General features: G+C 74.4%; 12 protein-coding genes. 9 read left to right on the top strand and 3 right to left on the bottom strand.

Annotation, left to right across the window (positions count from 1 at the left end):
* Position 1: 1 nt before the first annotated feature.
* On the bottom strand, positions 2-940 hold the full coding sequence (locus tag IFT90_RS11655; protein WP_192042402.1) for an EamA family transporter: 939 nt from the start codon (positions 938-940) through the stop codon (positions 2-4).
* 210 nt (positions 941-1,150) lie between these two features.
* Here IFT90_RS11655 and IFT90_RS11660 point away from each other — a divergent pair, with 210 nt between their 5' ends.
* The 3 genes from IFT90_RS11660 (at position 1,151) to recQ (ending at position 6,680) form a co-directional block, all read left to right on the top strand.
* Complete coding sequence (locus tag IFT90_RS11660; RefSeq protein ID WP_192042403.1) at positions 1,151-3,451, top strand: bifunctional UDP-sugar hydrolase/5'-nucleotidase; 2,301 nt, start codon at positions 1,151-1,153, stop codon at positions 3,449-3,451.
* A gap of 75 nt (positions 3,452-3,526) precedes the next feature.
* Positions 3,527-4,480: a CPBP family intramembrane glutamic endopeptidase gene (locus IFT90_RS17580; protein ID WP_192042404.1), complete on the top strand. Its 954-nt coding sequence runs from the start codon at positions 3,527-3,529 to the stop codon at positions 4,478-4,480.
* A 31-nt stretch (positions 4,481-4,511) separates the two neighbouring features.
* Entirely contained in the window at positions 4,512-6,680 is a 2,169-nt protein-coding gene (recQ, locus tag IFT90_RS11670; protein WP_192042405.1) for a DNA helicase RecQ, read from the top strand.
* 149 nt (positions 6,681-6,829) lie between these two features.
* On the opposite strand, the gene IFT90_RS11675 is transcribed toward recQ, so the two are convergent.
* A complete protein-coding gene (locus IFT90_RS11675; protein ID WP_192042406.1) occupies positions 6,830-7,447 on the bottom strand; it encodes a hypothetical protein in 618 nt (205 codons plus the stop codon).
* 238 nt (positions 7,448-7,685) lie between these two features.
* On the opposite strand from IFT90_RS11675, the gene IFT90_RS11680 reads away from it, so the two are divergent.
* The 6 genes from IFT90_RS11680 to IFT90_RS11705 all read left to right on the top strand — a co-directional run bounded on the left by IFT90_RS11680 (position 7,686) and on the right by IFT90_RS11705 (position 13,710).
* The gene (locus IFT90_RS11680; protein ID WP_192042407.1) at positions 7,686-8,459 is read left to right on the top strand and encodes a lysophospholipid acyltransferase family protein; all 774 of its coding nucleotides are present in this window, start codon (positions 7,686-7,688) and stop codon (positions 8,457-8,459) included.
* 172 nt (positions 8,460-8,631) lie between these two features.
* On the top strand, positions 8,632-9,639 hold the full coding sequence (locus IFT90_RS11685) for an NAD(P)-dependent oxidoreductase (RefSeq protein WP_371812296.1): 1,008 nt from the start codon (positions 8,632-8,634) through the stop codon (positions 9,637-9,639).
* Positions 9,640-9,879: 240 nt separating this feature from the next.
* Entirely contained in the window at positions 9,880-10,965 is a 1,086-nt protein-coding gene (locus IFT90_RS11690) for an alkene reductase (RefSeq protein ID WP_192042408.1), read from the top strand.
* 241 nt (positions 10,966-11,206) lie between these two features.
* Positions 11,207-12,349, top strand: a complete 1,143-nt coding sequence (locus IFT90_RS17585) for a septum formation family protein (RefSeq protein ID WP_192042409.1) — start codon at positions 11,207-11,209, stop codon at positions 12,347-12,349.
* Between the two features lie 106 nt (positions 12,350-12,455).
* Positions 12,456-13,082 (top strand): CDP-alcohol phosphatidyltransferase family protein, encoded by a 627-nt coding sequence (locus IFT90_RS11700; RefSeq protein WP_192042410.1) that lies wholly within the window; start codon positions 12,456-12,458, stop codon positions 13,080-13,082.
* Between the two features lie 49 nt (positions 13,083-13,131).
* Positions 13,132-13,710 (top strand): hypothetical protein, encoded by a 579-nt coding sequence (locus tag IFT90_RS11705; RefSeq protein WP_244638821.1) that lies wholly within the window; start codon positions 13,132-13,134, stop codon positions 13,708-13,710.
* Positions 13,711-13,725: 15 nt separating this feature from the next.
* Here the strand turns inward: IFT90_RS11705 and IFT90_RS11710 are convergent, their stop codons facing one another.
* Complete coding sequence (locus IFT90_RS11710) at positions 13,726-14,490, bottom strand: aminoglycoside 3'-phosphotransferase (protein ID WP_192042411.1); 765 nt, start codon at positions 14,488-14,490, stop codon at positions 13,726-13,728.
* Positions 14,491-14,532 lie beyond the last annotated feature (42 nt).

Genomic DNA, 14,532 nt, shown 5'->3' on the forward strand with positions numbered 1-14,532 from the left:
CTCAGTCCAGCGCCAGCAGCGCCGCCGCGCCGAGGGCCAGCACGAGCCCGCCGATCTGAGCCCTCGTCAGCCGCTCGCGCAGCACGACGGCCGCGAGCACGACGGTCGCCGCCGAGTAGAGCGCGGTCAGCACGCTCATCACGGTGAGGTCGCCGACCCGCAGCCCCACGAGGATCAGCACGTTCGCCCCGCTGTCGGCGACGCCGCAGGCGAGGGCCAGCCCCAGGGCGCGATGCAGGGGCAGGAGGTGCGGGGCGGCCTCGGCGACCGGCGCCGCGCCTCCTTCGCCCTGCTGCCGCAGCGGAGCGCGCCCCGGCTCCTCGGCCCGCGCGCGCCCCCGCACCCGCGCGACGAGAAGCAGCAGCAGCACCGCCCCTCCCGTCAGCACGAGGTTCGCCGACCGGTTGGCGACGAGCGGCACGAGCCCGGAGTCGTCCGGCGTCCGGTCGAGGAACACGAGCACCAGCCCGATCCCCGCGCCGGCGCCCAGGGCCATCAGCAGCCCGCGCGCGCTCGGTCGCGGAGCCGACGGATCGGGCACGAACCCGACGAGCACCACGGCGACGAGGGCGAGCGCGATGCCGGCCCAGCCCGCGCCTCCCAGCCGGGAGCCCTGCGCCAGTCCGACCCCCACCGGCACGATCGCCGAGACCACCGCCGTGAGGGGCGAGAGGATGCTCATGGGCCCGAGGGCGAGGCAGGCGTAGAGCAGGGCGAGGGCGACGGCTCCCGCGACGCCGCTGAGCAGGCCCCAGCCGACGGCCGCCGTCGAGGCCGTGCCGGGCACGACGAGCAGCAGCAGCGCGAGCACCACCAGCCCGCTCGCGGCGGCGATCGCCGTGACGCGCAGCGGGGCGATCCGGCGGGCCGCGAGTCCGCCGAGGAAGTCGGCCGAGCCGTAGGAGGCGGCGGCCAGCAGGCCGATGACGGCGGCGATCACGGCGACTCCAGGAGGTGCGGGGCGAGCCAGGACGACAGCTGTCGCCTCGCGAGACGGCCGTCGCGTTAACAACGGATGACGAAGCTGCGGGAGGCCTTGTCGGACTCCCAGCTGGATCTTATGGTCGTGGGGGCCGTCCCTCGACCGGGGGGCAGGCCGTCGAGGCCGATCCGGCCCCCACCCCGCAGCCCACCAGGAGACACACTCGTCATGCGCCCCCGCCCCGCCGCCACACCCCAGCGCGAGAACGGGGGCCGGCGACGTCGCCGCGCCGCCCTCTCGCTCGTCGCCGTCACCACGATGGGCCTCGGCGTCCTCGTCGCCGCCCCGGCCGCCCAGGCCGCCCCGCTCACCGTCGACATCGTCGGCATCAACGACTTCCACGGCCGCATCGAAGCCGACGACGGCGTGGGCCGCAACACGGTGATCGGCGGCGCTGTCTCGCTCGCGGGCGCCGTGGACGCGGTGCGGGCCTCGAATCCGAGCACGCTCTTCGTGTCGTCGGGCGACAACATCGGAGCGTCGACCTTCACCTCGTTCATCCAGCAGGACGAGCCGACGATCGAGGCGCTCAACTCGATCGGCCTCGACGTCTCGGCCACGGGGAACCACGAGTTCGACCAGGGCCAGGACGACCTCGACGGACGGGTCGACGACCTCAGCGACTTCCCCTACGTCGCGGCGAACATCATGCGCGGTGCCGAGCACGCGTACGACCCCTACGTCGTGAAGACGACGGCCAACGGCGTCCGCGTCGCCTTCATCGGCGCCGTCACCGAGACGATGCCGACGCTCGTCTCGCCGGACGGGATCGAGGGGCTCACCTTCACGCCCATCGTCCCGGCCGTCAACGCGGCGGCCGCGGAGATCGTCGCCGCCGACAGCGCCGACGCCATCGTGCTGCTCGTCCACGAGGGCGCCGCGGACGCGACCCCGGCGGCCATCGGGGGCGACACCGCCTTCGGGCGCATCGCCCGCGGCGTCAGCCCCGACGTCTCGGCCATCCTGTCGGCGCACACGCACGCCCAGTACAACACCACCGTCGTGCCCGACGGCGGCACCGTCCCGCGTCCTGTGGTCCAGACCAGCAGCTACGGCGCGTTCCTCAGCCACTTGACGCTGTCGGTCGACCCGGCGGCGACGGGTGCGCCGCGAGACACGGTCACCGCGAACCTGCTCGCCCAGCAGAAGCTGTTCGGCTACCCGGCGGGCCCGAACCCCGACATCGCGAAGATCGTGGCCGACGCGGTCGCCGTGGCCGAGGTGCGGGGGCGTGAGGTGATCGGCTCGATCGGCGACTCGTTCAACCGTGCCCGGCAGTCCGGCGGCGTCATCGAGAACCGCGCCGGCGAGTCCACGCTCGGCAACTTCGTCGCCGACGCCCAGCTCGCCACGACCACGGCCAACGGCGCGCAGCTCGCGTTCATGAACCCGGGTGGCCTGCGCGCCGACCTGACGTACGTCGGTCCGGACGGCGACGTCACCTACCGCGCCGCCGCTGCGGTCCAGCCGTTCGCGAACACCCTGGTCGTCGTCGACATGACGGGCGACGACATCCGCCGCGCGCTCGAGCAGCAGTGGCCGACGAGCACCCGGACGACCACGCTCAAGCTCGGCACGTCGGCGAACGTCTCGTACACCTACGACCCGACGGCCCCCGCAGGTGCACGCATCCGCACCCTGTCGATCGACGGCACGCCCGTCGACCCCGCCGCGGTCTACAAGGTGACGGTCAACTCCTTCCTCGCGTCGGGCGGCGACGGCTTCACGGCCTTCGCGAACGGGCTCCCGCACGCCGACAGCGGCAAGGTCGACCTGCAGAGCCAGCTCGACTACTTCGCCGCCCAGCCTGAGGACGAGCAGTCCCAGCCCGACTTCGCGTCGCGGTCCGTCGGCGTGGCAGGCCTGACGCCCGCGCCCGCCGCCGGGTTCGCTGCCGGCGACGTCGTGTCGATGACGCTGTCGTCGCTCGTGCTCAGCCAGGCCGCCCCCGAGGCGACGGGCGTGGTCACGGCCTCGCTCGACGGCGTGCAGCTCGCGTCGGCACCGATCGACGCGACGAACCTCGACTCGGGCGACGAGCAGGGCACCGCGACCCTGACCTTCACCGTCCCGGAGGGCATCATCGCCCCCACGGCTGGCCCCGTCACGCGCTCGCTCCGCCTCGCGGTGGCGGGCACCGGCACGGAGGTCGACCTGCCGATCGTGTTCGCCGCCGCCGCGGCCCCCGTGGTCGTCGACCCGACCCCCGGCGACGGTGACCCGGGCACGCCCGGCACCCCGGGCACCGGCGCGGGTGCCGCACCCGGCGCGGGTCCCGGCACCGGCGCGGGCACGGGCTCCAGCTCGACCCCGCGCCCCGCGGCCGCGGGCGACCTCGCCTTCACCGGCTCGGACGCGGCCACGACGGGCCTCCTGGCGGCGCTCGCCCTGATGCTCGCCGGAGCCGGCGTGCTCACGGCCACGCGCCTCCGCCGCCGTCGCGAGCTGCTCGCCGAGGCGACCGACTGAGCCCACGGGCATCTCCCGGCGGGCCGGTCGCACCTGCACAGGTGCGGCCGGGCCGCCGGCGTTAACCTCGGGGGCGTGACCACCGCCTCCGTCGAGTACCACCGGCTGTTCCGTGCGCTGCCGACGTACCGCTGGTGGCGGCCGCTGCTCGCCGCCGTGATCGGCGCCGTCCTCTACTGGGTGCTCGCGAACGCGGTCGTGCTGGCGATCTTCGCGGTCCTCCGGGCGGTCGGCGGCCAGGAACTCACCTCGACGGTCGCGCAGGGCGTCCAGGACGACCCGCTCGACGCCTCCCAGCCGCTCGTCCTGCTCACGACGCTCGCGTCCATCGCGACGCTGCTGCCTGCTGCCCTGCTCGCGACGAAGCTCGCCGGCCTCGGACGACTCGGCCAGCTGTCGAGCGTCACCGGCCGCCTCCGCTGGCGCTGGATGGCCCGCACGCTGCCCGCCGCCCTCGTGCTCATGACGCTGACGGTCGGCCTCAGCTACCTCGTGCTGCCCCCGCTGACGGGCCAGGCGATCGGCACGGGTCCCGTGACGACGCCGCCGGCCACGATCGTCTGGTCGGCGCTCGTCATCCTGCTGCTCGTGCCGCTGCAGGCCTCCGCCGAGGAGTTCGTCTTCCGCGGCTTCGCCATGCAGGCGCTCGGGTCGTGGATCGCCTGGCCCGTGGTCGCGATCGTGCTGCCGACGGCCGCGTTCGCGCTGTCGCACGCCTACAACCCGTGGGGAATGCTCGACGTCGCCGTGTTCGGGGTCGCGGCGGCGTGGCTGACCTGGCGGACGGGAGGGCTCGAGGCCGCCATCGTCGGCCACGTGCTCAACAACACCGTCCTGTTCCTGCTGCTGGCGCCCTTCGCGGGCACCGAGGCGAGCGACGGCAGCCCGCTGGGTCTCGCCGTCACGGTCGTCTGCACGCCGGTCTGGGCGTGGCTCGTGACCCGTGCCTTCCACAGGTCGGGGGAGCGTCGGTCCTCCCCGGCATCGCCCGCCGACGGCACCGTCCACGAGGAGGCGCAGGTCGGCTGACGCTGTCGGCGCAGCCTCCTAGACTCGTCGCGTGACCGACCCCGCCGCACCCACCGCCACCGCCGCGCCCTCCTCGTCGGGCCCCGCCGGCGCTCCCCTCGAGGTGCTGCAGCGCGTCTTCGGCTACGACGCGTTCCGCGGCGACCAGGCCGCGATCATCGACCAGGTGGTCGGCGGCGGCGACGCCCTCGTGCTGATGCCCACCGGCGGCGGCAAGTCGCTCTGCTACCAGGTGCCGGCGATCGTCCGGCCGGGCACGGGCGTCGTCGTCTCGCCCCTCATCGCGTTGATGCAAGACCAGGTCGACGCCCTCGAGGCGGTCGGCGTGCGGGCGTCGTTCCTCAACTCGACACAGGATCCCGACCAGCGGCGAGCCGTCGAGCAGGCCTTCGTCTCCGGCGAGCTCGACATGCTCTACCTCGCTCCCGAACGGCTGAAGCTCGACTCGACCAAGTCGCTGCTCGACCGCGGCCGGGTCTCGTTGTTCGCCATCGACGAGGCGCACTGCGTGGCTCAGTGGGGCCACGACTTCCGCCCCGACTACCTCGAGCTGTCGGTGCTGCACGAGCGCTGGCCCGACGTGCCCCGCATCGCCCTCACCGCCACTGCGACCGAGACGACGCACCGCGAGATCTCCCGTCGGCTCGAGCTCGACGACGCGGCGCACTTCGTCGCCGACTTCGACCGGCCCAACATCCAGTACCGCATCGAGGCGAAGGACGGCCCGCAGCAGCAGCTGCTCCGGTTCATCCGTGCCGAGCACGAGGGCGACGCGGGCATCGTCTACTGCCTGTCGCGCAAGTCCGTCGAGGGCACGGCCGAGTTCCTCGTCAAGCAGGGCATCGCCGCCCTGCCGTACCACGCGGGCCTCGACGCCGGCACGAGAGCACGCAACCAGTCGCGGTTCCTCCGAGAGGACGGCATCGTGATGGTCGCGACCATCGCCTTCGGCATGGGCATCGACAAGCCCGACGTGCGGTTCGTCGCGCACCTCGACCTGCCCAAGTCGGTCGAGGGCTACTACCAAGAGACCGGTCGAGCGGGGCGCGACGGCCTGCCGTCGACCGCGTGGCTCGCCTACGGGCTGCAGGACGTCATGCAGCAGCGCCGGATGATCGACCAGTCCGAGGGCGACGCCGAGCACCGTCGCAAGCTCGGTGCCCACCTCGACGCCATGCTCGCCCTCTGCGAGACCGTCGAGTGCCGGCGCGTGCAGCTGCTCGGCTACTTCGGCCAGGCGAGCACGCCGTGCCACAACTGCGACACCTGCCTGAACCCGCCGCAGGCCCTCGACGGCACCGTCCCGTCGCAGAAGCTGCTGTCGACGATCGTGCGCCTCAAGCGCGAGCGGAACCAGCAGTTCGGCGCGGGGCAGATCATCGACATCCTGCTCGGCCGCACGACGCCGCGCATCACCCAGAACCGCCACGAGCAGCTCTCGACGTTCGGCATCGGCACCGAGCTCACCGAGATCGAGTGGCGCGGAGTGGTCCGCCAGCTGCTCGCCCAGTCGGTGCTCGCGGTCTCGCCCGACGGCTACGGCACCCTGCTCATCACCGACGCGGCCGCCGAGGTGCTCTCGGGGGCGAAGCAGGTCCGCCTCCGCAAAGAGCCGGAGAAGGCTCCCCGTGTCCGCGGAGCCCGCGGGTCGTCGGGCAGCGGCTCGTCGCGCGGGTCACGCGGCGGCTCGGGGGCTGCCGACCTCGACGCGGCCGACGTGCCGCTGTTCGAGACGCTCCGTCAGTGGCGTGCGGGCATCGCGAAGGCGCAGGGCGTCCCGGCCTACGTCGTCTTCGGCGACGTGACGCTGCGCGGCATCGCGTCGAGCCGTCCGGGCTCGATGGGCGAGCTGGCGGGCATCAGCGGCGTCGGCCAGAAGAAGCTCGACACCTACGGGCAGCAAGTGCTCGACGTCGTCTCGGGGGTCGCCCCCGAGGAGGCGGCGGCCCGGGCGGCCGAGTCCGGTGCCGGCACCGGCGCGGCCGGCTCGGGCTCGACGTCTGGCTCGACCTCGGCCTCTGGCTCGACCCCGTCGTTCCGGGCGGAGACGAGCTCCCGCAGTCGTCCCGCCGCACGCAGTTCCCGCCCGGCGCCGACGACGAGCACGGCCCCGGCGGCCGACTCGGAGCCGTTCCCGTTCGACGACGAGCCGCCGTGGGACCCGTACGACGAGTCCGTCCCGCCCGACGACAACTACTGACGGGCCGCCCAGCCGGATACCGGGCCTGGCTGACGCGAACGGGACGAGGTGACGCGGGGCCCCGCGTCACCTCGTCCCTTTCGGGTCGTATGAGGCACCAGGGTCTCGCGTGAACGACCGCGTCGGCGCGGAGGAGTCGTGGCGGCAGATCAGCGGCGCGGGGCAGCCTGCTCGGAAGGGACGCCGGGAGGCACCACAGGTGCAGGCACGATCGCGACCGGCGCCGTCGGCGTCCGTCGCTCCGAGACGGGCCCGGCCGACCCGAGCCGCAGCTCCGTCGTCCGCTGGGCGAGCATCACGAGTGCGACGGTGAGGGCGATCATCGCGCCGAACCCGCCGAGGAAGGGCCCGCCGCCCAGTCGGGTCACGTACGCCGCAGAGAGCAGCATCGCGCTCGCCAGGGGCGTGGTCAGGTAGGCCGCGCGCACCGGGACCAGCGGCACCGTGCCTCCTCGGGTGCCCTGCACGCGGAGGGCGACGAGCGTCGCCGCCACCGCGGCGAAGAGCGCCCCGGCGGTCGCGTAGAGCGCCGTCGCGGCGAGCGGGGCCACGGTGCCGACGTGGCCGGCGTGGACCGCGCCGAGCACGGAGAGCACGGCGAAGCCGACGTGCCAGACGGGGGCGAGCAGCCAGGCGGCCCGCCTCACGCGACCCGCGGGCAGCGGCAGCAGGCCGTCGAGCGGCCCCTCGACGAGGTCGCCCTGCGTCCGTCGTCCGTCGTCGAGCGTCAGCCCCCGCTGCGCTCCTGTACCTCGTCCAGTCCCCACGCGGCGAGCATAGGGAGGGGCTCGGACGGGCCGCAATCCTCCCTGAGGGGGACACCCGTTGTCCCCGCACCGGGCGACAGCGGGCGAGAGGGGCGGCCCTGCCCGCCACCCGCCCCGCCCGAGGAGGCGGTGAAAGGGTGAGTAGATCTCGCTTCCGCGGAGGCCGACGTCGCTGCCGCGACCGGTCCGGGAACGGACCCCAGGAGGGCTCGTCGGCAGGTTCGACGCGACGCGCACGATGCTGCGCATGCCCCGCGAGGCATGCCGTCTGCGCCACAGTGGTGCCGTGCTCACCTTCCTCAGCCGCGTCGTGCTCGTGCCCCTCGTCCGGCTGCTCTGGCGCCCGAGGGTCGTCGGGCGGCGCAACGTCCCCCGCCGCGGTGCTGTCATCCTCGCGAGCAACCACCTCTCGTTCATGGACAGCGTCGTGATCACGCTCATGGCCCCGCGCGAGGTCTCGTTCCTCGCCAAGAACGCCTACTTCACGGGCACCGGCCTCAAGGGGCGGCTCAGCCGGTCGTTCTTCTCGGGCATCGGCGCCATCGGCGTCGAGCGGGGCGCAGGCGCCGCCGCCCAGCAGGCGCTCGACCTCGGCCTGGGCCGGCTCACCGAGGGGCACGCCTTCGCGATCTACCCCGAGGGCACGCGGTCGCTCGACGGTCGCCTGTACAAGGGCCGGACCGGCGTCGCCTGGCTCGCAATGACGAGCGGCGCCCCGGTCGTGCCCGTCGCGCTGACGGGCACCCAGGAGCTGCAGCCGGTCGGCACGACCGTGCCGCGCCTCCGTCGCTTCACCGTCGAGTTCGGCGAGCCGATCGACCTCTCGCACCACGGCGACGCCAAGTCGGGTCGCGCCAGGCGGCACGCGACGGACGAGGTGATGGCCGCGATCCAACGACTGAGCGGCCAGGAGGAGGCCGGCACCTACAACGAGCCGCCGACCCCGTCGGTCGTCGAGCGGGTCCGCCGCGCGATCCGGCGCGACCCCCTCGGGTCGGACGCCATCGACTGACCCGGACCGCGCCTCCCGGGGCCCCTCGAGGAGGCGCGTGACGCTTTCCGGGAACGGCTGCCGGAGGCGCGTCGCCCCTCCCCGGATCCGCTGCAGGAGGCGCGGTGCGCCTCCCGGGTCCGGTGTCGGCGGCCGGGCGTACGGTCGACCCCGGCGGCGCGCGGCGCCATCGGTGCGTCGACCGAACACGATCGACACCACGAACACGAACACGAACACGAACACGAACACGACGACGCGGCCCGGCGAGACGCCCGGCCGCAGGCGAGGAGCAGGCATGAAGGTCGCGGTGCTGGGCACGGGGATCATGGGGCAGGGCGTCGTCAGGACGCTCCTGCGCGAGGGGCACGACGTCACGGCGTGGAACCGCACCCGCGACAAGGCCGAGCCGCTCGCCGGCGTCGGGGCGACCGTCGTCGACACCGCCCGCGAAGCGCTCGACGGTGCCGAGGTCGTCGTCACGGTGCTGTTCGACGGCGAGGCCGTGCTCAGCGTGCTGCGCGAGGCGACCTCCACGGCCGACGCGACCGCCGCCTCCGACGCGACCGCCGCCGGCACCGAGGCCGACGGCCCCGTCTGGGTCCAGGCGAGCACGATCGGCGCCGCCGACACCGCGCGGGTCGTCGACCTCGCCGCCGAGCGCGGCGTGCCGCTGGTCGAGGCGATGATGCTCGGCACCAAGAAGCCCGCCGAGACCGGCACGCTGGTCATGCTCGCCGCCGGCGCCCCCGACCTCCTGGCCCGGGTGCAGCCCGTGCTCGACGCGATGGGCGCGAAGACGATCACCGCGGGCGACTCCGTCGGCCAGGGCACGGCGCTCAAGCTCGCCGCCAACGCGTGGATCGCGTCCGTCACCGCCGCGGCCGCCCAGTCGCTGGCCCTGACCCGGACGCTCGGGCTCGACCCGCAGCTGTTCCTCGACGCGATCGAGGGCGGGCAGGCCGACACCCCTTACGCGCACCTCAAGGGCGCCAGCATGATCGCCGGCGAGTACCCCGTGCAGTTCGCGCTCGACGGCCTCCGCAAGGACGTCTCGCTGATGCGCGAGGCCGCGACCGCGGCCGACGCCGGGTTCGACACCTCCCTGCTGGAGGCGCTGGCCGGTCTCTACGGCACCGCCTCCGACCGAGGGCACGGCGGCGACGACATCGCCGCGGTGCACACCGCCTTCACCGGGTGACCGCTCCCGGGGGCTGCGCTCCCGGAGCTGCTCCCCTGAGGCCGCGCCGCCCGGAGCTGCCTCCCCGGGGCTGCGTTCCTGAGGCTGCGTTCCTGAGAACTTCCTCCTCCGTGCTCGTCGGACGGAATGACCGCGCCGTGACCCGGGTTGGGTCGCAGGTGCGCGACGACGGGCACTCTCCCTGACGCGTCGCGAGGCGACGCGACCACCTCCTCCCTCACCACCGGAAAGGACCCCTTCGTGGATCTCTTCTCCTCCGCCGTCCTCGGCGACCTCGTCCTCTCGAACCGCGTCACCATGGCGCCGCTGACCCGCACCCGCGCCGACGCGGGCGACGTGCCCGGCGACATCGTGGTCGAGCACTACGGCCAGCGGGCCACCCTCGGCATGATCGTCACCGAGGGCACCTACCCGACCCAGGAGGGCAAGGGCTACACCGGCCAGCCCGGCATCGTCACCGACGAGCAGGTCGCCGGCTGGAAGCGCGTCGCCGACGAGGTGCACGCGAACGGCGGCACCATCGTCATGCAGGTGATGCACGCCGGCCGCGTCTCGCACCCCGACGTCACCGGCACCGAGCGGATCGTCGGCCCGAGCGCCGTCGCCATCGACGGCCAGCTGCACGTGCCCTCCGGCAAGGCCGCCTACCCCGTGCCGCACGCCCTCACCACCGAGGAGGTGCGCCAGACCGTGCAGGACTTCGTCACCGCCTCGAAGCGCGCCGTCCTCGAGGCCGGCCTCGACGGTGTCGAGCTGCACAGCGCCAACGGCTACCTGCTGCACGAGTTCCTCTCGCCCGTGTCGAACGTCCGCACCGACGAGTACGGCGGCAGCCCCGCCGCGCGCGCCCGCCTCGGCATCGAGGTGGCCGAGGCCGTCTCCGCCGCGATCGGCGCCGGCCGCGTCGGCATCCGCATCTCGCCGATGCACAACATCCAGGACGTCGTCGAGACCGACCTCGACGACGTGACCGCGACCTACGACGCCCTGATGGACGGCCTCGCCCCCCTCGGCCTCGCCTACATGAGCGTGCTGCACTCCGACCCGCGCGGCGAGCTCGTCCAGCGCCTCCGCCGCCGCTTCGGCCAGGCGGTCGTGCTCAACAGCGGCTTCGGCACGGTCACCGACCTGGCCGAGGCGAAGGACCTGGTCGAGAACGGCCACGCCGACGCCGTCGCCGTGGGCCGCATGGCCATCGCGAACCCCGACCTCGTCGCCCGCTGGGAGCGCGAGACGGAGCTCAACGAGCCGAACCCGGCCACGTTCTACGCCGACGGGGCGACCGGCTACACCGACTACCCGACGCTCGAGTCCGTCTCGCGCTGACCTCGGGGCGCCCCCCGCGCCTCCTCGGCACGCTCGCCGAGACGGAGCGAGAGCCCCGGCCCGGCACCTCCGGCCACGCCACGGCGTGTGCCCTGCACCTGCAGGGCGCACGCCGTCGTGCGTCCGCCCCCGATCGAGGTCTGTCCGAGGTCGGCGGCGCGGGATACGATCCTCGCGGCGGACGCACCCGGTCCGCCGTCGAGGAGCCGTCGCACCCGGCCCCGCCCGTCAGGAGCAGCCCGTGTCGCCGTCGATCCCTCCCACGCCCGCCGACCTCGAGCGCCTGGCCGGCCTGCTGCGCCACGGCCTGACGGGGGCCGAGATCGCCGTCGTCCCGTCCGCGTACTCGGCCGACCCGCGTGGGGCGGTCCGGGTCCGTCTCGGCCACCGCGCGTTCCTCGACCTCGCCGACGACGGCGCGTCCTGGTTCGTCGCGGGCCTCTGGGCCGACCAGGGCGGCGAGACCCCTCCGGGCGAGCGCCGTCGCGAGTTCCTCGCCGTGCCGCTGCAGGCCGAGGCCCCCGTCGTCGCGACCGCGGTCGTCGCCTCCGTCTGGCGCTGGGTCGAGGCGATCGGCGCGCAGGAGGCGGACGCTCCGTTCACGCGCACGTCCCGTTCCGCTCCTCCCGCGATCCCCGGCCCGGCCGCGTTCGGCGCGCCGGCGCCCGCGCCATACGCGACGGCCGCGCCCGATCCTCACGCGACGGCGCCCACGCCGTACGCGCCGTACGCGTCGACCGCGCCCGGCTCCACCTGGTCCGCTCCGTCCGCCCGGCCGCCGCGCCGCCGCAAGGGTCTCCTCATCGGGGGCATCGTCGCCGCCGGCCTCCTCGTGCTGGCGGGCGGCACCGCTGCCGCGGTCGCCGTCGCGCACTCGGCGGCGGAGCTCGCGTCGGCGTCGACCTCGCCGAGCGACGGTCCCGGCACGACCGGCGGCGACGCGGACGACCAGGGCGTCCAGCGCGACCCGGACGAGGCGGGCAGCGGCTCCGGCACGACCGGGGGCACCCCCGACATCTCGGCCTTCGACATCAGGGTGGGCGAGTGCTTCGGCTTCGGCGAGGGCGCGGCCAGGGGGTCAGGCGACATCGACGGCGTCGTCTACCAGCCGTGCGACGAGGAGCACGACAACGAGGCCTACGCGACCGTCGACGCCACGCAGCCCGGCTGGCCCGGCCTCGAGGCGATGACGGCGTTCGCGGACGAGGGCTGCTACGCCGAGTTCGAGTCGTTCGTCGGCATCCCCTGGGACGACTCGGTGGTCGAGTACGGCTACTTGACCCCCACCGAGCAGAGCTGGGCCGAGGGCGACCGCGAGGTCCTCTGCTACGCGTTCGTCGACGGCGACACGTCGCCGGGCACCCTCGAGGACTACGGCTACTGACGGCCGCCGTCCTCCGCTCCGCCGTGGCGCTGCGAGCCGCCGCCTAGGATCGTCAGGACGCCCGACCCGGATCGTCGCCGCCCCGCCCCCTGACCCAGGAGCCCCCGTGCAGCTCGTCGACCGCCTCTTCCGCACCGACGAGTGGCGGACCGTGCCGAACGCGATCACGGCCCTCCGCCTCCTCCTGCTGCCGGTCTTCGTCGTGCTCATCGTCGGCGAGCACTACTGGTCGTCGATGGTCGTCATCGCGGTCGTGTTCCTCACCGACTTCGTCGACGGCTTCGTCGCGCGCCGCACGCACACCACCTCCGAGCTGGGCGCCTGGCTCGACCCGGTGGCCGACCGGCTCACCGTCATCGTCGTGGTGCTGGCCTTCTGGCTGGGCGGACTGCTCAGCTGGCCGGTGTTCGTGCTGATCCTGCTGCCCGACGTGGTGCTGAGCCTGATCGCGCTGATCGCGTTCGGGGGCGCCTCCTTCCCCGTGACGTGGGTGGGCAAGGTCCGCACCGCCCTGATCTTCGTCGGCCTGCTGATGCTGCTCGTCGGCGTCGCGGTCGTGGCCCAGTGGCGCGGCTCCGAGGGCGGCGACGGCCCTGAGGCGCTCGGCCAGCTGCTCGTCGTCGTGAGCAGCTTCGTGCTGCTGCTCGGGCTCGTCGGGCACTACGTCGCCGCCGTGCTCTACGGCCGCGACCTGGCCCGCCGCTGGCGGGCTCGCGGCCGCACCGCCGCCTGACCGGCGTCCTGTCCTCGCCGGTGGACACCGCGCCTCCTAGGCTCGGGGCATGTCGTCGCGCACCCTCGCCGCCGCCCGTGAGCCACGGTCGCCCGTCGCCCTGCTGCTGCCCGGAGCCGGCTACGCGGTCACGGCGCCGCTGCTCGCCTGGTCGGGGGCCGTCCTCGCCGCCCGCGGCTGGCACGTCGAGGCGGTCACGTGGTCGTTCGACGCCCGCTCCGGTGAGGGCGACCCCGTCCCGCTGATCGAGGAGGAGGCGGTCGCGGCTCGCGAGTCGGCCCGCGCCGCCGGGGCGCACGGCCCGTGCGTCGTCGTGGCCAAGTCGCTCGGCACGCTCGCCCTGCCGTGGGCGCTCCGCGAGGGCCTCGCCGGCGCGTGGCTCACGCCGCTCAGCACCGACGTCGCCGTCCGGACGGCGCTCGGCGACGCCGGCCCGGAGCACCTCGTCGTGGCCGGCGACGCCGACCCGTTCTGGCGGCCCGCCGAGCTGGTGACCCGAGCAGACGTCGTCACCGTCCCGGGGGCCGATCACGGGCTCACGCTCGGCGACGACTGGCGTGCGTCGCTCGCGGCCCAGTCCGCCGTCTTCGAGCACCTCGACGCCTGGGCTGCGCGGTTCGGCGCGTAGTCGGCGGCCAGCGCCTCAGGTCGCGTCCCAGAGCCCCCGGTAGAAGGCGGTCCGCAGCGGGTCGGGGTCGATCCCGTAGGCGTCGAGCCAGACGGCGTCCCAGCCGGGGCCGTAGTTCCACTCGAGGCTCATCGTCGCGACGGCGATGTCGGCCCAGCGGTCGGCGGCCCCGAGCGCGTCGAGGTCGACGTGGCCCGACCACGTCCCGTCGTCGAGCAGCAGCGTGTTCGGCACGCACGCGTCGCCGTGGCAGACCACGAGCCGGTCGACCTCGGGGGCCGGCCCGAGCGAGTCGGGGTGCGACGACGGAGGCGCGGTGCGCGCCCGCGCACTCGTCGCGATCCGGTCCTCCACCGACCAGCTGAACGGGCAGTCGTCCACCGGCAGGGCGTCGTGCAGCACGCGGAGCCCGTGCCCCGCCGCCCGCACCGCACGCTCCGGGTCGCGCACCCACCGCAGGTCGACGGCGCTGCGGCCCGGCAGGCCCGCGGTCACGAGGTGGTCGCCCTCGTCGTCGCTGCCGATCTCGAGCACCCGCGGCACGACGGCGTGCTCGACGGCCCAGCGCAGGCGCATCTCCTCGGCGTGCAGGTCGAGCCCGCTGCCGTGCGGCGCCCACTTGGCGAACCGCCGGTCGGGACCGTCCCCGAGGCGGTACGTCACGCCTCCTGCCTCGTTCAGCCACACCGGCGTGACGGTGTCGCCGTCGGCCGCGGCGAGCACGGGCTCCGGCACCACGAGGAGGCGGTCGTCACCGGCCGAGGACGCGTCGGGGATCATCCGCCCACGCTACGGCAGCGCCCGCAGCGCCCGCAGCGCCCG

Source organism: Frigoribacterium sp. CFBP 8766, assembly GCF_014841435.1.
In the GTDB taxonomy this organism is placed as follows: domain Bacteria; phylum Actinomycetota; class Actinomycetes; order Actinomycetales; family Microbacteriaceae; genus Frigoribacterium.

Coding starts and splice junctions, on each gene's coding strand:
- IFT90_RS11705 (WP_244638821.1), top strand. CDS start 13,132: ATGTCGTCGCGCACCCTCGCCGCCGCCCGTGAGCCACGGTCGCCCGTC.
- IFT90_RS11680 (WP_192042407.1), top strand. CDS start 7,686: ATGCTGCGCATGCCCCGCGAGGCATGCCGTCTGCGCCACAGTGGTGCC.
- IFT90_RS11710 (WP_192042411.1), bottom strand. CDS start 14,490: ATGATCCCCGACGCGTCCTCGGCCGGTGACGACCGCCTCCTCGTGGTG.
- IFT90_RS11660 (WP_192042403.1), top strand. CDS start 1,151: ATGCGCCCCCGCCCCGCCGCCACACCCCAGCGCGAGAACGGGGGCCGG.